Here is a 19,591-nt window from a genome sequence, read left to right on the forward strand (position 1 = left end):
CCGGCGCGCGCCTTCGGGGGAGGAGACAGCGTGATCAGCAACAGCGAGATGATCCGCATCCGTCGCCAGATGCAGCGACGGATCCGGGACGTGGTGGCCGAACGCCGCCGCACCCGCGACCTGAGCCTCTCCTCCGCAGCCCCCGCACCAACCGGAACCGATCAAGAGGTTTGCGTCGCCGACAACGGGCCAGGCTGACGCAAACCTCTTGATCACCGGCGGGAGCCGGGGCCCCGGCAGGGCGCAGCTGGTCAGGCTGGGGCCAGCCAGCGGTGCAGGGTTGCCGCGCCGTCACGGATCTTGCTGATCTCGACGTGCTCGTCGGGGTGGTGGGCGAGGTTCGGGTCGCCCGGGCCGAAGTTCAGCGCGGGGATGCCCATGGCCGCGAAGCGCGCCACGTCCGTCCAGCCCAGCTTGCCGATCGGGGCCGCACCCACGGCCGCCAGGAACTCCTTCGCCGGAGCCGCCTCCAGCCCGGGGGCGGCGCCCGGCGCGATGTCGGTCACCCTGACCTCGAACCCGGCGAACACCTCCCGCAGGTGCGCCTCCGCCTCGGCGGGAGTGCGATCCGGGGCGAATCGGTAGTTGACCTCGATCTCACAGTGGTCCGGGACCACGTTGCCGGCGACCCCACCGTTGATCCGCACCGCGTTCATGCCCTCGCGGTAGTCGCAGCCGTCGATGGTGACCCGGCGCGCCTCGTACGTCTGGAGCCGTCGCAGCACCTCACCGGCGCCGTGGATGGCGTTCACCCCGTGCCAGGAGCGCGCCGAGTGGGCGCGTACGCCGGTCGTCGTGACCACCGAGCGCATGGTGCCCTGGCAGCCCGCCTCGACGATGCCGTACGTCGGCTCCAGCAGCACCGCGAAGTCCGCCTCCAGCCACTCCGGGTACGCCTGGGCGACGAGGTTCAGCCCGTTGTACCGGGACTCGATCTCCTCGGCCTCGTAGAAGAAGTACGTCACGTCGTAGCGCGGGTCGGGCAGGGTCACCGCGAGGTGCAGCGCGTACGCGGTGCCGGACTTCATGTCGGAGGTGCCACAGCCGTACATCAGGTCGCCGCGCATTGTCGACGGGAAGTTGTTGTTGAGCGGCACGGTGTCCAGGTGCCCGGCCAGCACGACGCGCTGCGACCGACCGAGGTCGGTGCGCGCCATCACGGTGTTGCCGTGCCGGTGGGTGCTCAGGTGCGGTACGCCTCGCAGGACCTCTTCGACGCAGTCGGCGATCGCCTTCTCGTTGAGGGACACGGACTCTATGTCGACCAGAGCGCGGGTCAGCTGCACCGGATCGGCGAGGACCTCGGGGGTCAGCGGGTTCTCCATGAATCGCACGGTACCTTCAGGGCTGTCAGCGTGAGCAGTGAGCTGAGGCCAGCCGGCCGCTACCGAGAGGTGTAACAGTGACGTCCGCAGATTCGGCCTGGGGCATCGGCCTGGCCACGGTCACCGCAGACGAGCAGGTGCTCGACACCTGGTACCCGACCGGCAAGCTGGGCCTGGGTGAGCTGCCGCTGGTCGCCGGCGAGGACAAGGCGGACGTGCTCGACCTGCCGCCGGCCGCCCTCGGCGACCGGTCGCTGCCCGGTCTGCGTACCGTGCAGGTGGTCACCGTGATCGGCTCGCTGGACGACCCGATCAAGGACGCGTCCGACGCGTACCTCCGGTTGCACCTGCTCTCGCACCGCCTGGTGCGACCCAACCAGGTCAACCTGGACGGCATCTTCGGCAAGCTGGCCAACGTGGCCTGGACGTCCGCCGGGCCGTGCCCACCGGAGCGGGTGGACGAGCTGCGGGTGATCGAGCGCGCGGCGGGCCGGCACCTGTCGGTGTACGGGGTGGACAAGTTCCCCCGGATGACCGACTACGTGGTCCCCTCCGGTGTGCGGATCGCCGACGCCGACCGGGTCCGCCTGGGCGCGCACCTGGCCGCCGGCACGACGGTGATGCACGAGGGCTTCTGCAACTTCAACGCCGGCACGCTCGGCACCTCGATGGTCGAGGGGCGGATCGTGCAGGGCGTGGTGGTCGGGGACGGCTCCGACGTGGGCGCGGGCGCGTCGATCATGGGCACCCTGTCCGGCGGCGGCACCGACAAGGTCCGCATCGGCGAGCGCAGCCTGGTCGGCGCGAACGCCGGCATCGGCATCTCGCTGGGCGACGACTGCGTGGTCGAGGCCGGCTGCTACGTCACGGCCGGCTCGAAGGTCACCCTGCCGGACGGCCGGGTGGTCAAGGCCCGCGAGTTGTCCGGTGTCGACGGGCTGCTGTTCTGGCGCAACTCGGTGACCGGCGCGCTGGAGGCGAAGCCCCGCACCGGCCGGGGCATCGAGCTGAACGCCGCGCTGCACGCCAACGACTGACGTCCCCGCCGGGTCCGCGGCGCTCGGCCGCGGACCCGGAGGGGGTACGCCTCAGCGCAACCGGTACGCCTGGATGATCCGTTCGGTCACCGTGTTGCCGGCGGCGTCCTTGGCGGTGGCCCGCAGGGACGCGTAACCGGGCCCGGCGGGATGCCGGACGGTGGCCGTCCACCCGCGCCCACCGTTACGCACCTTGGCGGCCTGCCAGGTCTTGCCGCCGTCGTAGGAGACGTCCACTGTCAGCTTGGTCACCCACGACCCGGCAGCACCGGGCTGGCGCTGCACCTGCACCGGGATGACCAGACTCCGGCCGGCAGGAGCCGCGTTGTCCACGCTCAGCGGCGGCGTGAACCGGATGGCCGACACCGGCAGTTGACGGTATTCGTCCCCGCCGACGTGCCGGGAACGGAACGTCCACGCGGTGCTGACCTCGGTGCTCAGGTCGGTGAAACTCCGCTTCGCCGACACCTCCAACCGATAGCGGGCGTTGCCGGGCGGCACCGTGAACTGTGCGAATCCCGACTCCGTCGACTCACCCACCAGCTTGCCGTCGCGGTAGAGGGCGGTCCGGCCTTCGTCGGCGAACGAGAATCCCGCGTGCCCCTCGGCGTCGCTGTGCAGAGGGACTCCCACCTGGATCTCGTCACCGAGTCGACTGACGCTCTGACCGGGCCAGCGCGGCGTCGGGAAGGACGGCCCGTACGGCGCGCTGTTCCAGCTCTCCCGGGTGTGCCGCCCGGGCCGGTACGCCCGCGTGTCGGAGGTCAGATCCACCTTCAGGTCGAGCCATCCCTCCTCGGTGACGACCCCGAACATCAGTTCCGAGGACCACCGCACTCCGTTGGTGTTGTAGTGCTCGACCCGCTGCCCCGGCACTGTGGTGGGCAGGCCGACCGCCCAGCCACCCAGGTCGGGTTCGAGATGTGGGAACACCACCCGCTCGGCGACCAGGCCCGGATAGCCGCCCCGGAACCGCTGCGTGACCCTCGCCAGGTCCCTGCTCCGGTAGGTCTTGTCGAAGCCGGTCGGCATCCGGCCGGGAATCGTCTCGGCGAGCGCGTACAGGTAGGGGCTGTTGTCCAGCTCCGCTGTCGCCCACTGACTGCTGATCGTCGAGACGAACCGCTTACCGGACACCGCCCGGCCGAGGTGCCCGGTGGCCAACCCGGTGAAGTCGAACGAGAGCAGGCCGAACCCGAAGGCGTCGTCGCCCTCCAGGAACAGCGCCCCGATGTCCACGAGCGCCGGCACAGCCGAGGGCTCCGGGACTGCCGTACGCACCGGCCGGGCCTTCCGGTTGTCGACTGTCAGCGCGGTGTCGGCGTCCACGACCAGCTCCGGTTGGGCGAACTGGGTGGCTCCGTCCTCGAAGAAGAGAATGCTGACGAGCCCGTAGCGGCCCTTGGGCAACCGGACGTCGACGGTGCCGTCCGGGTCGTACAGGTCGTAGGACCTGAAGGTGTCCAGGTCGATCAACGTGGTGATGTGGTCGGTCGCGGGTGCTCCCGTGGAATCCAGGTGGCGCACCGTGACCTGGTAACTCTCCGCCTCCCGGTGGACCGCCACCGGCGTGACCGCGACGGTCTCCCCGGAGCGGGCCACGATCCGTCCGGTCCAGTAGCCGTCGGTGCCGAGCCGGGTGTCCGCGGTGACAGTGGTGCCGGCGGTGCCGCCGGCCGGCACCGTGACCTGGGCTGCCGCCAGGGTGAACAGGCCGGCCGGTGCCGGCTGGCCGTCCGGCCCGGTCACCTCGAGGCTGAGGTCCAGGGTGATCGGGTCCGGCCCGTCGTTACGCCAGTCGACCTCCCGGGTGATCGGGGTGTCGTCGTCGTGTGGCCACGCCGGCTGCCCGAAGGCGACGCTGACCGGGTCGCTGACCACCCGCTGGGTGATCGCCCGGGCCACGTCGACCCGGCCGGCACCCTGCTGGAAGGAGGTCTGCTCCGGGTGCGGCTTCGCCGACGCCATCAGGGTCGCCTTGAGCTGGGCCGCCGCCCAGCCGCTGTGTTGCTGGGCGAGCAGCGCCACCGCGCCGCTCACGTGCGGCGCGGCCATCGAGGTGCCGGAGATGCTGACGTACTTGTCTCCCACCGGGTCGCCGAGCAGGGTGCCGTCCCCGCGGGCGGCCACGATCTCCACCCCCGGCGCGGTGATGTCCGGCTTGAGCCCACCGTCGCCCACCCGAGGACCACGGCTGGAGAAGTCGGCCAGCGCGTCGTCGCGGTCCACCGCGCCCACCGACAGCGCGGCCTCTGCCGTGCTCGGCGAGCTGACCGAGCCGTCGGTTCCGTCGTTGCCGGAGGAGATCACGAAGAGCGCGCCGGTCTGCGCGGTCAACGACTCGACGGCCGCCTCCAGCGGGTCGACGTCGGGCGTGTCGGTGCCGCCCAGACTCATGTTGATCACGTCGGCGTTCTGGTCGACGGCGGCCCACTGCATGCCGGCAAGGATCGCCGAGTCCGTGCAGCCGAGGTCCTCGCAGACCTTGCCGTTGAGCAGCGTGGCGTCCGGCGCGACGCCCCGGTACTTGCCGCCCGAGGCGGCGCCGCTGCCGGCGATGATCGAGGCGACGTGGGTGCCGTGGCCGACGGTGTCACCGGCATCGGTGGCCTCGGTGAAGTTGTGCGACTCGGCGACCCGGCCCGCCAGGTCGGGGTGGTCGGCGTCGATGCCGGTGTCCAGCACCGCGACGCGTACCCCCTGACCGGTGAAGCCTGCCTGGTGGGCGGCCGGCGCGCCGATCTGCGGCACGCTGTGGTCCAGCGTGACGTGTCGGCGTCCGTCGAGCCAGATCCGGTCGGCACCCCCCGCCGTGCCGACCCGGGCGCTCGCGCCGGTGAGCGCTGCCCAGACCGTGGCGACCTGCTTCTTGTCCGCCGTGGCAGCGACCCCGCCGATCGCGGGCAGGTGCGCGGTCACGCTCAGCCCGGTGGGAGCGACGGCCCGCTGCCGAGCGCCCGCGCCGCCGGCGACGAGCACCGGAAGGTTGTCCCGCCGGGCGTCGTCGTAACCGGCGGCGATCAGCCCGGTCACGTCGAACAGTCGGCGGTCGACCCGACCGGACCGGACCAGCGGCACGGCGTCCTGCGGCAGTACGGTGACCTGACCGCGGTCACGGGTGGTGACGAAGCGCAGGTGAGCCCGGCCCGGGCCGGGCCGGACGGCGGCCGACCCGGACGCGGTGACGGTGACCTGGTCACCGGTGAGCAGGGTGACGGTCTTCGTGGTGGAGACGCCGGCCGCGGCACGCGGGGTGACGTCGGGTGCGGTGCTGGTGGGTGGGCTGGCCACGGCGAGCGCTGGAGTGCCCAGGACGAGGGCTGCTACCGCGGTGAGGGCTGTGGTCATTTTTCTGCGTCGATGCAACGGATCCTCCTCGGTGGAGCGTCGATACCGATGACGGGTTCCATAGACCGAAGCCAGTATTACATACCCGGTATGCATAAAAGGGGTCGAAAATATGACGGACCTGCCAACCCACGAGAGGGTTGGCAGGCATCATCGACCGGATGAGCTCCATGAAGGACCGAATGCTCGCCGGCGAGCCGTACCTCGCTGACGATCCCGAGATCATCGCCGACCTGGACCACGCCGCCCTGCTGATGGAACGCTTCAACACCAGTGCCGCAACCGACCCACAGGCACGCCTCGAAGCGCTCCGCGACCTCCTCGGCGACCTGGGCGAGGGCACGTGGGTCCGCCCACCGTTCTACTGCGACTACGGCTGGCAGATCCGGATCGGACCGCGCAGCTTCGTCAACTACCACGCCGTCTTCCTCGACGTCGCGCCGATCATCATCGGTGCGGACGTCCAGATCGGACCGAACGTCCAGCTCCTGACCCCCACACATCCGGTGGAGCCCGGCCCGCGTCGCGACAAGTGGGAGGCCGCCAAGCCGATCACCATCGGGGACAACGTGTGGCTCGGCGGCGGTGCCATCGTGCTCGCCGGCGTGACGATCGGTGCGAACACCGTGGTCGGTGCCGGCGCGGTGGTCACCCGGGACCTGCCGGCCAACGTGGTCGCCGTCGGCAACCCCGCCCGGGCGGTCCGAGAGTTGGACTGATGCTCGTCGCCCCCGACGGGCCGGTCAGGCCGCCGGCGGCTCGGGGAGGCGGACCACCAGGTCGGCCCGCTCGGCGGTGGGGGTGATCAGAGCCGCATTGGCCTCGTCACTGCCCAGCGCCCACTCACGGGCCTGCTCCGGCGACCGCCCGAACGCCTCGTGCCGTGCGGTCAGCCGCCGGTGGCGGATCTCCGCGTCCAGGTCCAGGAACCACGACTCGTGCAGCAGCGGCAGGATCTCCCGCCACGGGTCGTCCGGCAACAGCAGATAGTTGCCCTCGGTCACCACCAGTCGTACCGACGGCTGCACCTCGATCGCCCCCGCCACCGGCTCCTCCAGCTCCCGCCGGAACTCCGGCGCGTAGACCGAGGTCGGTTCCAGGCGGTGCAACCGGCGCAGCATCGAGACGTAACCGTTGGCGTCGAAGGTGTCCGCCGCGCCCTTGCGTTCGGCGCGGCCCAGGCGGACCAGCTGCGACTGCGCCAGGTGGAAACCGTCCATCGGCACCAGCCGGGCGGTCGGCCCGACCTTCGCGACGATCAACTCGGCCAGCGTGGACTTCCCGGCGCCCGGCGCACCGGCGATGCCGAGCAGTTGCCGCGGCCCGGCCTCGGCCAGCACCAGTGCCCGTTCCACCAGCTCGTCGACGGACAGCACCTGGGCCGGCGGCATCAGTCGAGGACCGGGGCGCTGATCGTGAACCGCGCCTGCACCGCCGCCTGCACGGTCTGCGGCTGCGGATCCAGCTCAAGCTCCGGCGCACCACCACCCGCGCCACCCCCGGCGAACGCCGCACGAGCGAACATCGGTCGGTCCGCCGGGCCGGCATCGGCCAACTCGATCAGTGCGGTGACCCGGGCGCCGAGCGCCTCCGCGTACTCCCGGGCCCGCAGCAGCGCGTCGCCGATCGCGGCGTGTCGGGCCTCGCGGTGCGCGGGGCTGTCCGGGCGGAGCTCCCACCAGGGCCCGGCCACCTCGACCTGGTCCTGGTCGGCCAACCGGAGCATCAGCTCGCCGAGGGCGGTGAAGTCGGTGACGGTGACGGTGGTGGTCACGCTGCCGTGCCAGGCGACCACCCGCTCACCCGAACGTCGGGTCTCCGGCCGCACCCGCAGGTCGCCGGTCTCCCGCCGAGCCACCGTGGGCCCGGAACCGTCGAGCAGCACCCGGACGGCGGCGGCCCGCTCGGCCAGCCGGGTCAGCGTCGCCTCCCGGTCCCGGTCGCGCGCTGTCGCGGTGACCGCGAACCGGGCCAGCTCGGGCGGCACTTCCCGGTACGCCTCGCCACGCACCTGCACCACCGGACTGTCCGTCGCCATACCCTCAGACTAGTCAGCCACCGGCAGCCACGCGGTGTAGGAGACCGCCCCGGAGTCGACCTGACACCCGGTCAGATGCCCGCCGACGTCCCCCAGCCCGCGCAGCCAGGCCACCTCGGCGTCCCGGTCGCCGCCGACCGCGAACTCCCGGGTCTGACCGGTGAACCGCCGGCCTGACAACGCGGACCGGGCAGCCCTGGCCTCCGCGTACCGGGCGACGAGCGCAGCGGCGTCGTCGGACCGCAGGGCGGCAGCCAGCCCGTCCAGGAAGGCGCGGACCTCGGCCAGCTCGTGCAGCACCCGGTCGCGGTTGCCGAGCAGCATGTTCGCGGTCCGCTCGGCCGGTGTGCCGGCGACGCGGGTGCCGTCGGAGAAACTGCCCGCGGCCAACGTCAGCACCGCGTCGCGCAGCGGTGCCCGCTGCGTCGCCCCGGCCAACGCGCCGGCCAGCAGGTGCGGCACGTGCGAGGCGAGCGCTGCCGCCGAGTCGTGTGTCGGCGCCGACATCGGCACGACACGAGCGGCGAACAGCTCCACCAGCAGCCCGGTCAGCCAGCGGAAGGCGTCCGTCGCGGTGCCCGGCGTCGGGCAGAGCACCCAGGCGGCGCCGGTCAGCAGGGTCGGCGAGGCGGCGGTCAGGCCGGCGGACTCCGCGCCGGCCATCGGGTGCCCGGGAACGAACCGGTCGGTGAGCCCCAGTCGATCGGCCGCCTCGGCCACCTCGACCTTGGTGCTGCCCACGTCGGTGAGCACGCAGCCGGGCGCGGTCAGCTCGGCCACCCGGGCCAGGGTGTGCGCAAGAGTGGGCAGCGGACCGCAGAGGAAGACCACGTCCCGACCGGCCACGGCCTGCTCGATCGTGGCCGGGGCAACCACTCCCCGCTGCTGGGCCCGCTCACGGGTCACCGGGTCCGGATCCCATCCGGCGACGTCCAGGCCGGCCTCGGCCAGGCGCAGCAGCACGGAGCCGCCGATCAGGCCGGTGCCGATCACGGCCGCGCGCACCCCCGCGTACCGCCCGGTCGTGCCGTCGGTCATCGCCGGACGCCCGGGGGTCAGGCCCGCAGCCGGCCGGCGACCGCCGCGACGTGCTCGTCGGACTCGGTCAGCGCGACCCGGACGTACTGCCCGGCGGTGGGGCCGTAGAAGACTCCGGCGGCGACCAGGATGCCCCGACGGGCCAGCCAGTCGACGGTCTCCCAGCAGTCCTCACCTCTGGTGAGCCACAGGTAGAGACCCGCCTCGGAGTGCTCGACGGTGAACCCGGCACCGGTGAACGCGGCCCGGAGCACCTCACGCCGGGCCCGGTAGCGCTCCCGCTGCTCCTCGGCGTGTCGCTCGTCGTCCAGCGCGGCCACCATCGCCGCCTGCACGGGCGCGGGCACGATCATGCCCGCGTGCTTGCGCACCTTGAGCAGCTCGGCGACGAGCACCGGGTCACCGGCGACGAACCCGGCCCGGTAGCCGGCCAGGTTGGACCGCTTGGACAGCGAGTGCAGGGCGAGCACCCCGGCGTAACTGCCGCCGCTGACCTGCGGAGACAGCACGGAGACCGGGTCGGCCGACCAGCCCAGCGGCAGGTAGCACTCGTCGCTGGCGACCACCGCGCCGCGTTCCCGGGCCCAGTCGACGACCTTCTTCAGGTGCGCTGCGGGCAGCACCCGGCCGGTCGGGTTGCCGGGCGAGTTGACCCAGACCAACCGGACCCGCGAGGTCGGCCCGACCGAGGTGAGCGAGTCGGTACGGACGACGGTGGCGCCGGCCAACCGGGCACCGTCCTCGTACGTGGGGTACGCGATCGACGGCACCACCACCACGTCACCCGGACCGATGCCGAGCAGGGTGGGCAGCCAAGCGACCAACTCCTTCGAGCCGATCGTCGGCAGCACTCCGAGACCGTCGACCCCTGCGCCGCAGGCCCGGGACACCCACGCCGCGATGGCGGCCCGCAATGCCGGGGTGCCAGCGGTCAGCGGGTAGCCGGGAGCGTCGGACGCGTCAGCCAAGGCTCGGCGGATCACCTCGGGCACCGGGTCGACCGGCGTACCCATGGAGAGGTTGATCAGACCCTCCGGATGCGCCGCGGCCAGGGTGGCCGCGGCATCCAGGGTGTCCCAGGTGAACTCGGGCAGCCGCGACGAGACCGGCGCGGGCCGGTTCAGTGGCCCTCGCCGCGCGGCGGCTGCGCGGCGACGAAGGTGGCGTCCTTCTCCACCTTGCCGATCTTCGAGGCGCCACCGGGCGAGCCCAACTCCTCGAAGAACTCGTAGTTGGCGCCGGTGTAGTCCTTCCACTGCTCCGGGACGTCGTCCTCGTAGAAGATCGCCTCCACGGGGCAGACGGGCTCACAGGCACCACAGTCGACGCACTCGTCGGGGTGGATGTAGAGCATCCGGTTGCCCTCGTAAATGCAGTCGACCGGGCACTCCTCGATGCATGCCTTGTCGAGCACATCCACGCACGGCTCGGCGATGATGTAGGTCACCGGTCTTCTCCTCCGCAAGACACGTCGCGATCTCCCGCGACGGTAAGAGCCTAGTATCTCGCCGGGGAGGGGGTCGATCGTGCTCCGACAGCAGGATGTGGGACACCGGATCGTGGTCCGCCGGATTGTGGGGATTCGCGAGGGCCGCCCACTCTTTTCCGATGCCCTCGGCGAGCTGGTGGAGCTGAGCGAGACTCATCTCACCCTGGCCACGGCGAAGGGGCCACTACGGGTTCCGGTGGCGCAGGTCCACCGCGCCAAGCGGGTGCCACCGACGCGTCGGCCGACCGCGGCGGCGGTGGTGGCGCTGGAGCGGGCCGCCGACGAGGCCTGGCCGGCGCCGACGCGGGACCGGCTCGGTGACTGGCTGCTCCGGTCGGCGGACGGTTGGACCGGGCGGGCCAACTCGGCGCTGCCGATCGGCGACCCGGACCGCCCGCTGCCGGCCGCGGTGGACGCGGTCGAGCGCTGGTACGCCGAGCGGGGCCAACCCGCCATGATCAACACGCCGCTGCCGCTCGCCGCGCCGGTCGGCACCGAACTGGACGCCCGCGGCTGGACCGCACGCCCGCCGACACTGGTGCAGACCGCACCACTCCCGCTGCCGTCCGACGGTCGACCTGCCCGACGACCCGGGGAGGGGGAAGATCTCGAGGTCACCGACACACCGGATGCGGCGGAAGCGCCGCCCGGCGCGGTCGTCGAGCTGCGCACCGCGCCAGGTGAGCAATGGTTGGCCATCGCCGCGGGACGCAAGGGCGGCCTGCCGGACGCCGCCCGGCACGTGCTCACCGCAGTGGACCAGGTCCGCTTCGCCCACGTGTACGTCGACGGCACGCTGGTGGCCGTCGGCCGGGGCACGGTGACCGGCCAGGGGCGCTGGTTGGGCCTCAGCCTGATCGAGGTGGTCCCGGTGGCCCGCCGGCAGGGGCTGGCCCGCCAGGTGATCCACGAGCTGACCGCCTGGGGCGTCTCCGCCGGCGCGACACACGCGTTCCTTCAGGTCGAGCAGCACAACACGGCGGCGGTCACGCTCTACCAGCGGCTCGGCTTCACCACCCACCACACGTACCTGACCCGCCTCGCCCCGCCCTGACCCCCGCCCCGCCCCCGTCGCCCCGCCCCGTCGAGATCTTGGAGGGAAAACGCCCCTCCGGGGGCAGGTTCCTTCCAAGATCTCCACGATCGCCGCTGGCGGCAGGACGGGTGGGTGGGTCAGCGGCGGACTACTCGGCGGGGCTTGGCGGCCTTGACCTCGGCGTACCGCTTGAGCTGCTGCGATCGGTAGTCACGCCCGAGCGCGGTGAGCACCAGATAACCGACCAGCAACCCGGCGACGGTGGCGAGCAGGTAGAGCCAGATCTGGGCGAAGAACGTCGGCGCGCCGCCCGCGAACGGGTTGTGGCCGATGAGCAGAGGCCCGACCAACACGGTCAACACCATCGCCACCGGCACCACGAGGGCCATGTCGGCCGCCCAGTCCGCCAGCGGCCGACGACGGCCCCAGCGGAAGGCGACCACTGCCAGGATCAACCCGATCACCGCGAACATCGCCAACGACACCCGGTCGGCGGCGGTGTCGTCACCCTCGAAACCGAGCCGGATGATCAGCCGGGCGACCACGTTCACCGCGAACAGCGCCGCAACGAGCACCCCGATGTCACGCCACCGTTTGTCCATCGCCGGACCTCCCGCCGTACGCCCCGTCGCGGGGCCCCCATCTCTGGCAGGAATATCTACCACTCCTACCTGGGTGACGTCATCAGCCGCCGAGGTTGGGGGTCGGGGCGAGGATCTGCCGGAAGCCCATCACCGCGAAGGTCATCGCGCCGGCCACGATCATGGCCAGGCCCACCCAGTTGTCACCGGCGAGCAGCAGGTCGCCCTCGCTGGTCCGGACGGCGGCCACCGCCATCAGCGCGAACCACGGCACCGCCGGCAACGCCACCGCCCACCTGCGGCCGACCGCCTCGTACGCGAACCAGCTCAGCACGATGTTGGCGCCGACGGCGAGGAGCGCCGAGACGCCGACCAGGTATCCGCCGACGCGGACCGTGGCGAGCAGCAGCTCCAGCACCCCGGTCACCACCCCGGCGACCACCACGACGATCGCGCCGGCCACCCGCAGACCGAGGTCGAGCACCCTCGGCGGCGGCCCCGCCGGGGGCGGGGCGGCCTGGTCGTCCACGACCGTCATCGGCGCGGCGGGCGAGGTCACCGGAGACCGGCCGCCGCGACCGGAGACCGGCCCGGGGCGGTCTCCTCGGGCAGCCCGGCGAAGAGGTCGTCCTCCCAGCCGTACGGCCCGGCGCCCGGGCCCTTCTCGCCGACGGCGAGGGTGAAGTACTCGACACCCATGAACTCGCCGCCGAAGTTGCCGGCGATCGAGTAGAGCCAGGAGTTGGCCGGGATCTGGGTGGCGTGCGCCCGCATCGCGGCTTCCTTGGCGGTGTGCTGGTCGGTGCCGTCGACCCGGGCGGCGATCTCGGCGTCCGGGGTGCCGAAGGGCAGGTCAGCGATGTCCTCGATGCCGCCGAACGGGTTGTCCGCGGATTCCGCGAACTGCGCCATCCCGGCCTCCAACACGCTCAGCGGCATCGCCGTCCAGTAGACCTTGAGTGGGGCGCAGCCCTCGGCGGCGGCCAACTCGACGGCGCGCATCGCCACCCGGTGCGCCTGGATGTGGTCGGGGTGGCCGTAGAAGCCGTTCGGGTCGTACGTGACCAGCACCTGCGGGCGTACCTCCCGCATGATCTCGACCAGGTGCCCGGCGGCCTCGTCGAGGTCGGCCTGCCAGAACGCGCGGGGGTGCTCGTTGGTCGCGAGCCCCATCATCCCCGAGTCGCGGTAGCGGCCGGCACCGCCGAGGAAGCGGTGGTCGTCGACGCCGAGGGCGGCGCACGCGGCGGCCAGCTCGGCGATCCGGTACCCGCCGAGCTGGTCGGCCTCGGCGGCGGCGAGCTGGGCCAGCGCGGGCACGTGCACCTCGCCCTCCTCGCCGAGGGTGCAGGTCACCAGCGTGACGTGCGCGCCGTTCGCGGCGTAGTGAGCCATCGTCGAGCCGGTGCCGATCGACTCGTCGTCGGGGTGCGCGTGGACCAGCAGCAGGCGGCGGTCGGGCAGCATCGTCACGACGGTCACTCTAACCGGCGGTTCCTCCCAGCCGACGCAGACGCGTCCGCCCAGGTCGGCCACATCACCTCCGGTCCGGCTCTACGATTTGGCCTGTGGACTTTCCGGAGCTGGCCGCCCGCACCCGCCGGTTCAGCCACGGCGCGCCGCGCGCTGTCTCCGTGGCCGAGGACGGCTCCCGGGTGATCTTCCTGCGCTCCGCCGGCCCGGAGGACCCGGCGGACGCGCTCTGGCTGCTGGACGTGGCCACCGCCGAGGAGCGCCTGGTCGCCGATCCGGCAACCCTGCTCGGTGAGGACGGGGACGTCAGGTCCCTCTCCCCCGGTGAACGCGCGCTGCGGGAACGGCTGCGGCTCAACGCCGCCGGCATCGGCTCGTACGCGCTGGACGCCGCCGGTCGGGTTGCGGTGTTCGCGCTGGCCGGACGGTTGTTCCGGGCCGATCTGGTGCACGGCGACGTGGTGGAGGTGACCGCCGTCGGCCCGGTACTGGACCCGCGTCCGGACCCGACCGGGCAGCGGCTGGCGTACGTGACCGACGCGGCCGAGGGTGTGCGCCGGGGCGAGCTGCGGGTGATCGAGGCGGACGGCACCGACAGCCTGCTGGCCGGCGAGGACGCCGGGGTGAGCTGGGGTTTGGCGGAACACATCGCGGCTGAGGAGTTCGGCAGGTACCGGGGCTACTGGTGGGCTCCGGACGGCCGGATGGTGCTCGCCGCCCGGGTCGACGAGTCCCGCCTGGAACGCTGGCACCTGCACGACCCGGCCCAACCGGCCAGCCCGCCGACCGCCGTCGCGTACCCCCGGGCCGGTGGGCCGAACGCGGAGGTCAGCCTGCACCTGCTCGACCTGGACGACGGCTGGGTCGACGTGCACTGGGACCGGGAGACGTACCCGTACCTGACCGGGGTCAGCTGGGGTGAGGGCAGCCCGTTGATCACCGTGCTGCGCCGGTCGCAGCAGCACGGGCTGGTGTTGGCGGTGGACCCCCGCACCGGCGAGACGCAGGTGCACGCCGAGCTGGCCGACCCGCGCTGGGTCGAACCGATCGCCGGCACCCCGGCCCACCTGCCGGACGGCCGGGTGCTGGTCGGCGGAGAGCTGGCCCACGACGGGTACGACGCCCGTTGCCTGTTCGCCGACGGCACCCTGCTCACCCCACCGTCGCTGTACGTCCGGCGGGTGGTGGGTCGGATTCCGGCCGCCAGCGGTCCGGCCGATCTGCTGGTCGAGGCGAGCGACGGCGAGCCGAGCGAACGGCACCTGTTCCGGGTCCGCACCACCATCGGCGGCGGGGTGGACGCGCGTCGACTCACCACCGACTCCGGCTGGTACACCGCCTCGGTGGGCGGGGACGTGCTGGCGGTCGGTGTCGCGTCACTGGACCACGCCGGAATGCGCTGGACGGTGCGTCGCGGCCAGCAGGAGCTGGCCGAACTGCGGTCGTTCGCCGCCAACCCGCCGTATTCTCCGCTGCCGCTGCTGGAACGGGTGACCGATCGACGGCTGCCGGCGGCGGTGCTCTACCCGGACAACCACGTGACGGGTCGACGGTTGCCGGTGCTGCTGGACATCTACGGCGGGCCGGGACACCAGGAGGTCGTGGCGGCGCGGGCCGCGTGGTTGGAACGGCAGTGGTGGGCCGACGCCGGGTTCGCGGTGGTCACCATCGACAACCGGGGTACGCCGGGAGTGGCCCCGTCGTTCGAGAAGGCGATCCACCGCCGGGTGGCCGACGTGATCCTCACCGACCAGATCGACGCGCTGACCGCGCTCGCCGGCAAGCACCCGGACCTGGACCTGGGCCGGGTGGGGGTACGCGGTTGGTCGTTCGGTGGGTGGCTGGCCGGGTTGGCGGTGCTGCGCCACCCGGAGCTGTTCCGGTGCGGGATCGCGGGTGCGCCGGTGACCGACTGGGCGCTGTACGACACCGCGTACACCGAGCGTTATCTGGGGTTGCCGGAAGACGGCCAGGACATCTACGCGCACCATTCGCTCGTCGAGTTGGCCGCCGAGCCGGTCACCGGCCCGGACCAGGCCCGCCCGTTGCTGCTGGTGCACGGGATGGCCGACGACAACGTGGTGGCCGCGCACACGCTCCGGCTGTCGGCGGCCCTGCTGAGCACCGGTCGCCCGCACGCCGTGCTGCCGTTGACCGGGGCCACGCACATGGCGGCGAACGGCACCGCCGAGCGGCTGCTCCCCCTGGAGCTGGACTTCCTGCGGACTCATCTGCGGTAAGCGGCCTTCGACAACTCAGGCCGGCGCACCTGGGCACCCGGAACAGCTCGACGCCCCGCTGCCGGCCCGGCCCGCCGTCAGCGATGGTCCTCCGCAGCGGGATTCCGGTTTGCCCACCCGCCTGGACTCTTTCGGGGCTGCACGATGAGCAGTGCCGTCACCACCTGGGCAGCTGCCACCGGCAGAGCTTTCGGCAGACCATAGGCGCTGAACACGAACAGCGGAAACGGCGCGGCGAAGAGCAGGATCGCCGCCAACCGGAACCAGTACCAGCGGACGTCCGACATCAGACGCAGCACTCCCAGGCAGACGGTGGCCGCGACACTCAGGAGCGCCCACAGCGGGGCGAGAAGCACGATCCCGATAAATATCAATAGCAGGTCTTCGGCGATCGCGCGGCCCGGAGGAAGATCCATCAAGGCGTAAACGACATATCCCGCCAGCCACACACCGAGATAGAGCAGCACGTGGAGACCAAACCAAAGGGCCCACGGCAGGTCGGCGAGACGGTCCAGTGGCCGGCCGCGAAGTGTGTTGATGCCCACCGCCGCATCGTATCGACCGGGCAGCCGTGACGATGCCCCGTTCTTTGCACGATCCCGCCTCACATCGGGGGTGAACCCTCATGCCCCCCAGCACCTGGCCCGCTGCGGCAAGCTGACGGTCACCAACGCTCCACGAGGTGTTCCCGGCCCCGCGGCGGATCGTACGGGTCGGGCCAGTAGTCGATGATCTTGTTGATCAGCCCAGGCCCGGACAGCTCCAGCCAGACGCACGCGTCCTGCTGCTCGTCACCGACGCGAACGTCGAGCCACAGCGCAGCCAGGCGGCCATCGGCGATCACCCGTCGCGGCCGGAGGTGCCAATCGCCGGGATACTCGGTGTTGAACTGCAGGAACGCGTCCTTGCCGCGAATGCGCTCCCGAGTCTGCGGCATCTCGTAGACCAGATCATCGGCGAGCAGGGCGGCCAACCCGGCCCAGTCGCGGCGCTCCAGAAGGTCAACGTAGGCGTGGGCGGTCTGCCGAGCCGCCGAGGTGTCGTCCACGACGCGGACCCTAGCCTCCGCCAGCGACAATCTGGCGAGCTCTCGGCGGCACGTTGCGCCAGTCTCCGCGGTCGGCGTCGTATGCCCTTCAGGGGCGTGCGTCGTACTGGGTCCGGGCTTCGAAGACACGGTCCATGTGCGTCTCCGCCCAGCTCTTGATCGCGACCATGACCGGGAACAGTTCATGGCCGAGCGGGGTGAGCTCGTAGTCGACGCGGACCGGCACCGAGGCGGTGACCGTGCGGGTGACCAGGCCGTCGCGCTCCAGCGTGCGCAGGGTCTGGGTGAGCATCTTCTGGCTGACGCCGGCGACGCGCCGGGCGAGCTCGCCGTGCCGCTGCGGGCCGTCGACGAGCGCTGGGATCACCAGGGCGACCCACTTGTCGGTGAGCCTGCTCAGCAGCTCACGGGTCGGGCACTGTTCCAGGAACGCGTCGTACTCGCGTTTGGCCTGGTCGCGGCGTTGCGCCGCAGTTGTCGTCGCCATCAATTCCCCCTCCGGTGCCTTAGGCACTTCAAGGTACCTACTTACTGACAGTGCCAGTAATTCGTACGGTTTTGGTGATCACGAAACACCACGGACGAAGGAAACGACGATGCGCGCAGTCAGCTATGCACAGTTCGGAGGGCCCGAGGTCCTGCAGGTGGCCGAGGTGCCGGTGCCCGAGCCCGGTGCGGGTCAGGTGCGGGTGCGGGTCGCGGCGTCAGTTGTCCATCCGGTCGATCTGATGGTCCGCTCCGGACGATTCCCGGCCCCGTTGCCGACCGGCCTGCCGTACACGCCCGGCTGGGACGTTGCCGGCAGCGTCGACGCGGTCGGCCCGTCGGTCGAGGAGTTCACCATCGGCGACGAGGTCATCGGCTTCTCGCCGTGGCTGCAAACCACGGCCGGCGCCCACGCCGAGTACGTGGTCCTCGACGCCGCCTGGCTGACCTCCGCACCCGCCGGTGTCCCGGCCACCGAGGCGGCGACCCTGCCGACCAACGGCCTCGCCGCCGCCCAGGCCCTCGACCTGCTCGCGCTCCCGGCGGGCTCGACAGTGCTCGTCACCGGCGCCGCCGGGCAGGTCGGCGGGTTCGTCCTGGCACTGGCCCGGGCGACCGGCCTGCACGCCACGGGACTCGCCGGGGCCGACGACCGCGAGTTCGTCGAGTCGCTGGGCGCGGCGTTCCTGTCGCGCGCCGACGATCCCACGGGGACGTTCGACGCGGTCATCGACCTGGCGGTGATCGGCGCGTCGCTGCTGGACCTCATCCGGGACGGCAGCGGCTACGTGGCCGCGTCACCTCCGCTTCGCCCGGAGCCGGTGCGGGGGATCCGGACCTTCGCGCTGGAGGTGGAACCGAACGGATCCCGACTGGGTGAGTTGGTCAAACTCGTCACCACCGGCGACATCCCGCTCCGGGTGGCCGGCGTGTACCCCTTCGCCGACGCGGCGGCCGCCCACGAGCGGCTGGCCCAGGGCGGCGTACGCGGCGGCGTGGTGCTCGTCCCCTGATCCACGGCGAGCCTGCCGCGCGACCAGGACCTCTCGCTTCAGCGTGCGCTGTGGCTAGCCCGGCCTGCCGATGTGCCGATGAGCGGTATACCGCAGAGGTGTAAATATGCCTCTGCGGTATACCGCTCGACATAGCACACGTCCCGCCGGAGGTGACCGACGGCGGTCAGTCCTTGGGGCTGGCGCCGAAACGGTTCGCTCCGGGCGTGCCGTCCATCACGAAGAACACGATCAGGACGATGGCGCCCACGATCGGCACCAGGGCGATGAGCAGCCACCACCCCGACCGGTCGGTGTCGTGCAGGCGTCGCACCGCGACGGCCAGCCCGGGCAGCAGCAGCGCCAGCGAGACGATGGTTCCGATGGGACCGCTCGACGAACCGTCCATGTAGTTCAGTCCCAGCGCGCTGTCCAGGACGGCGGTGACGATACTGACCAGGATGGTGAACAGAAAGAACCACCAGTACTCGGACCGGCGGGCCCGGCCCGTGAAGCCGACGTACTTGCTGAGGACCGACTTGACGGCGGCACCGAAGGACATCACTATCTCCCGTTTTTTTGAGGGGTTCTCAAGGTAATCGCGGAGGCATCCAAACAGACTGATTCGGCGGGGTCAACAGCCGAGCGGCCGACGCGTGCTGACCTCAGCGCCCACGAGTGATCAGCCGCGTTTGCCGGGCGCTGCGGAATTGCATGCGGTCATCGCGTTCGGCGCTCCCAGGCCGGCTGCTGGGGCTGGTCGTTGTGCACGACGATGTCGGCGAGCCGGGTCGGGTGGGCGGTAGCGAAATAGAGCTGCTGGGAGGGGAGGTAACGCTCGCGCCAGCGCCGTTCGATCTCGGCCCGAGATGACACCCGGCGCTCTCGGATCACGGCACGGTCCACGGTCTTCTCCAGTGCCGTCGACACGAAGATGCGCAGGTCCCACCGGTCAACCAGGTCCGGGCGCAGAAGGAAGACGCCGTCGAAGAGCAGCACGGCGTCGATGGGGGCGGTCGTGACCGGCGGGGACAGCACCGTGTCCGTGGCGCGGTCGTACACCGCGGGTTGGAAGCGTCGATCTCCGCCCGGGCCGAGCGGATCGAGCAGAATCCGATTCAGTGTTTGGTAGTCGTGGGTGTCGTGGTAGCAGCCTTCAGCCGAGTACTCGCCGCGCGGATAGCGTCGCGCCCGAGGGAAGAGGAAGTCATCGATCGTCGCACGGATGACGTCGCGGCCCTGGTCGCGTAGGACGGCGGCCAACTCGTCCGCGAGAGTGGTCTTGCCAGCGGCCGGCGGTCCGTCGATGGCTACCCGCGTCGGGTGGGCGACGGTGACCGATCCGACCGCCTCAGACAGTCGACCCAGCATCTCGTCGCGAGTCCCGTGGATCATGTCCCGCCCCCTCCGGATCCCATCCCGGACATCATGCGCGGAAACGGCAAGGGCCCCTGGCCGAC

The 19,591-nt window shown here is 71.6% G+C and carries 21 protein-coding genes; 6 read left to right on the forward strand and 15 right to left on the reverse strand.

Annotation, left to right across the window (positions count from 1 at the left end):
* Nucleotides 1-30: 30 nt before the first annotated feature.
* Complete coding sequence (locus O7614_RS28930) at nucleotides 31-198, forward strand: hypothetical protein (RefSeq protein ID WP_278141553.1); 168 nt, start codon at nucleotides 31-33, stop codon at nucleotides 196-198.
* Between the two features lie 53 nt (nucleotides 199-251).
* Here the strand turns inward: O7614_RS28930 and dapE are convergent, their stop codons facing one another.
* Nucleotides 252-1,325 carry a succinyl-diaminopimelate desuccinylase gene (dapE, locus tag O7614_RS28935; protein WP_278141555.1) on the reverse strand — a complete coding sequence of 358 codons (1,074 nt, stop codon included), beginning with the start codon at nucleotides 1,323-1,325 and terminating at the stop codon, nucleotides 252-254.
* A 77-nt stretch (nucleotides 1,326-1,402) separates the two neighbouring features.
* Between dapE and dapD the strand changes: the two genes are divergently transcribed.
* Complete coding sequence (gene dapD, locus O7614_RS28940; protein WP_278141557.1) at nucleotides 1,403-2,362, forward strand: 2,3,4,5-tetrahydropyridine-2,6-dicarboxylate N-succinyltransferase; 960 nt, start codon at nucleotides 1,403-1,405, stop codon at nucleotides 2,360-2,362.
* Nucleotides 2,363-2,413: 51 nt separating this feature from the next.
* Here the strand turns inward: dapD and O7614_RS28945 are convergent, their stop codons facing one another.
* Entirely contained in the window at nucleotides 2,414-5,710 is a 3,297-nt protein-coding gene (locus O7614_RS28945) for a S8 family serine peptidase (protein ID WP_278141558.1), read from the reverse strand.
* A 161-nt stretch (nucleotides 5,711-5,871) separates the two neighbouring features.
* Here O7614_RS28945 and O7614_RS28950 point away from each other — a divergent pair, with 161 nt between their 5' ends.
* The gene (locus O7614_RS28950) at nucleotides 5,872-6,429 is read left to right on the forward strand and encodes a sugar O-acetyltransferase (RefSeq protein ID WP_278141559.1); all 558 of its coding nucleotides are present in this window, start codon (nucleotides 5,872-5,874) and stop codon (nucleotides 6,427-6,429) included.
* Nucleotides 6,430-6,453: 24 nt separating this feature from the next.
* Here the strand turns inward: O7614_RS28950 and O7614_RS28955 are convergent, their stop codons facing one another.
* Genes O7614_RS28955 through fdxA form a run of 5 tightly spaced genes read right to left on the reverse strand, consistent with a single transcriptional unit; the run spans nucleotide 6,454 to nucleotide 10,233 of the window.
* Nucleotides 6,454-7,101, reverse strand: coding sequence for a nucleoside/nucleotide kinase family protein (locus O7614_RS28955; protein WP_278141560.1), 648 nt, complete (start codon nucleotides 7,099-7,101; stop codon nucleotides 6,454-6,456).
* The gene (locus O7614_RS28960) at nucleotides 7,101-7,748 is read right to left on the reverse strand and encodes an SIMPL domain-containing protein (protein WP_278141561.1); all 648 of its coding nucleotides are present in this window, start codon (nucleotides 7,746-7,748) and stop codon (nucleotides 7,101-7,103) included. Before O7614_RS28960 ends, O7614_RS28955 begins: the two co-directional genes overlap by 1 nt.
* Before the next feature lie 9 nt (nucleotides 7,749-7,757).
* On the reverse strand, nucleotides 7,758-8,786 hold the full coding sequence (locus O7614_RS28965) for a prephenate dehydrogenase/arogenate dehydrogenase family protein (RefSeq protein WP_278141562.1): 1,029 nt from the start codon (nucleotides 8,784-8,786) through the stop codon (nucleotides 7,758-7,760).
* Nucleotides 8,787-8,803: 17 nt separating this feature from the next.
* The gene (dapC, locus tag O7614_RS28970; protein WP_278142421.1) at nucleotides 8,804-9,910 is read right to left on the reverse strand and encodes a succinyldiaminopimelate transaminase; all 1,107 of its coding nucleotides are present in this window, start codon (nucleotides 9,908-9,910) and stop codon (nucleotides 8,804-8,806) included.
* Nucleotides 9,907-10,233 carry a ferredoxin gene (gene fdxA, locus O7614_RS28975; protein ID WP_091422126.1) on the reverse strand — a complete coding sequence of 109 codons (327 nt, stop codon included), beginning with the start codon at nucleotides 10,231-10,233 and terminating at the stop codon, nucleotides 9,907-9,909. Before fdxA ends, dapC begins: the two co-directional genes overlap by 4 nt.
* Before the next feature lie 79 nt (nucleotides 10,234-10,312).
* On the opposite strand from fdxA, the gene O7614_RS28980 reads away from it, so the two are divergent.
* A complete protein-coding gene (locus tag O7614_RS28980; protein ID WP_278141563.1) occupies nucleotides 10,313-11,329 on the forward strand; it encodes a GNAT family N-acetyltransferase in 1,017 nt (338 codons plus the stop codon).
* Nucleotides 11,330-11,448: 119 nt separating this feature from the next.
* On the opposite strand, the gene O7614_RS28985 is transcribed toward O7614_RS28980, so the two are convergent.
* The 3 genes from O7614_RS28985 to mshB form a co-directional block, all read right to left on the reverse strand.
* Nucleotides 11,449-11,913 (reverse strand): hypothetical protein, encoded by a 465-nt coding sequence (locus O7614_RS28985; RefSeq protein WP_278141564.1) that lies wholly within the window; start codon nucleotides 11,911-11,913, stop codon nucleotides 11,449-11,451.
* Nucleotides 11,914-11,995: 82 nt separating this feature from the next.
* Nucleotides 11,996-12,430: a hypothetical protein gene (locus O7614_RS28990; protein ID WP_278142422.1), complete on the reverse strand. Its 435-nt coding sequence runs from the start codon at nucleotides 12,428-12,430 to the stop codon at nucleotides 11,996-11,998.
* 17 nt (nucleotides 12,431-12,447) lie between these two features.
* Entirely contained in the window at nucleotides 12,448-13,374 is a 927-nt protein-coding gene (gene mshB, locus O7614_RS28995) for an N-acetyl-1-D-myo-inositol-2-amino-2-deoxy-alpha-D-glucopyranoside deacetylase (RefSeq protein ID WP_278141565.1), read from the reverse strand.
* A gap of 86 nt (nucleotides 13,375-13,460) precedes the next feature.
* On the opposite strand from mshB, the gene O7614_RS29000 reads away from it, so the two are divergent.
* Nucleotides 13,461-15,605 carry a prolyl oligopeptidase family serine peptidase gene (locus O7614_RS29000; RefSeq protein WP_278141566.1) on the forward strand — a complete coding sequence of 715 codons (2,145 nt, stop codon included), beginning with the start codon at nucleotides 13,461-13,463 and terminating at the stop codon, nucleotides 15,603-15,605.
* Between the two features lie 77 nt (nucleotides 15,606-15,682).
* On the opposite strand, the gene O7614_RS29005 is transcribed toward O7614_RS29000, so the two are convergent.
* From O7614_RS29005 to O7614_RS29015, 3 genes are all read right to left on the reverse strand, one after another.
* Complete coding sequence (locus O7614_RS29005) at nucleotides 15,683-16,150, reverse strand: hypothetical protein (RefSeq protein WP_278141567.1); 468 nt, start codon at nucleotides 16,148-16,150, stop codon at nucleotides 15,683-15,685.
* Nucleotides 16,151-16,269: 119 nt separating this feature from the next.
* Nucleotides 16,270-16,683, reverse strand: a complete 414-nt coding sequence (locus tag O7614_RS29010; protein WP_347404384.1) for a nuclear transport factor 2 family protein — start codon at nucleotides 16,681-16,683, stop codon at nucleotides 16,270-16,272.
* Between the two features lie 58 nt (nucleotides 16,684-16,741).
* Complete coding sequence (locus O7614_RS29015) at nucleotides 16,742-17,140, reverse strand: helix-turn-helix domain-containing protein (protein ID WP_278141569.1); 399 nt, start codon at nucleotides 17,138-17,140, stop codon at nucleotides 16,742-16,744.
* Nucleotides 17,141-17,249: 109 nt separating this feature from the next.
* Between O7614_RS29015 and O7614_RS29020 the strand changes: the two genes are divergently transcribed.
* On the forward strand, nucleotides 17,250-18,152 hold the full coding sequence (locus O7614_RS29020; protein WP_278141570.1) for an NADP-dependent oxidoreductase: 903 nt from the start codon (nucleotides 17,250-17,252) through the stop codon (nucleotides 18,150-18,152).
* 166 nt (nucleotides 18,153-18,318) lie between these two features.
* Here the strand turns inward: O7614_RS29020 and O7614_RS29025 are convergent, their stop codons facing one another.
* The gene (locus O7614_RS29025) at nucleotides 18,319-18,693 is read right to left on the reverse strand and encodes a DUF805 domain-containing protein (protein WP_278141571.1); all 375 of its coding nucleotides are present in this window, start codon (nucleotides 18,691-18,693) and stop codon (nucleotides 18,319-18,321) included.
* A gap of 158 nt (nucleotides 18,694-18,851) precedes the next feature.
* Nucleotides 18,852-19,526, reverse strand: coding sequence for a uridylate kinase (locus O7614_RS29030; RefSeq protein WP_278141572.1), 675 nt, complete (start codon nucleotides 19,524-19,526; stop codon nucleotides 18,852-18,854).
* Nucleotides 19,527-19,591: the final 65 nt, after the last annotated feature.

It is taken from the genome of Micromonospora sp. WMMD961, assembly GCF_029626145.1.
Lineage (GTDB): Bacteria > Actinomycetota > Actinomycetes > Mycobacteriales > Micromonosporaceae > Micromonospora.

Bases quoted from the DNA above. Each gene is read 5' to 3' on its own strand.
- dapE (WP_278141555.1), bottom strand. From the start codon at position 1,325: ATGGAGAACCCGCTGACCCCCGAGGTCCTCGCCGATCCGGTGCAGCTG.
- O7614_RS28945 (WP_278141558.1), bottom strand. From the start codon at position 5,710: ATGACCACAGCCCTCACCGCGGTAGCAGCCCTCGTCCTGGGCACTCCA.
- O7614_RS28950 (WP_278141559.1), top strand. From the start codon at position 5,872: ATGAGCTCCATGAAGGACCGAATGCTCGCCGGCGAGCCGTACCTCGCT.
- O7614_RS28955 (WP_278141560.1), bottom strand. From the start codon at position 7,101: ATGCCGCCGGCCCAGGTGCTGTCCGTCGACGAGCTGGTGGAACGGGCA.
- O7614_RS28960 (WP_278141561.1), bottom strand. From the start codon at position 7,748: ATGGCGACGGACAGTCCGGTGGTGCAGGTGCGTGGCGAGGCGTACCGG.
- O7614_RS28965 (WP_278141562.1), bottom strand. From the start codon at position 8,786: ATGACCGACGGCACGACCGGGCGGTACGCGGGGGTGCGCGCGGCCGTG.
- O7614_RS28985 (WP_278141564.1), bottom strand. From the start codon at position 11,913: ATGGACAAACGGTGGCGTGACATCGGGGTGCTCGTTGCGGCGCTGTTC.
- O7614_RS28990 (WP_278142422.1), bottom strand. From the start codon at position 12,430: ATGACGGTCGTGGACGACCAGGCCGCCCCGCCCCCGGCGGGGCCGCCG.
- O7614_RS29015 (WP_278141569.1), bottom strand. From the start codon at position 17,140: ATGGCGACGACAACTGCGGCGCAACGCCGCGACCAGGCCAAACGCGAG.
- O7614_RS29020 (WP_278141570.1), top strand. From the start codon at position 17,250: ATGCGCGCAGTCAGCTATGCACAGTTCGGAGGGCCCGAGGTCCTGCAG.
- O7614_RS29025 (WP_278141571.1), bottom strand. From the start codon at position 18,693: ATGTCCTTCGGTGCCGCCGTCAAGTCGGTCCTCAGCAAGTACGTCGGC.
- O7614_RS29030 (WP_278141572.1), bottom strand. From the start codon at position 19,526: ATGATCCACGGGACTCGCGACGAGATGCTGGGTCGACTGTCTGAGGCG.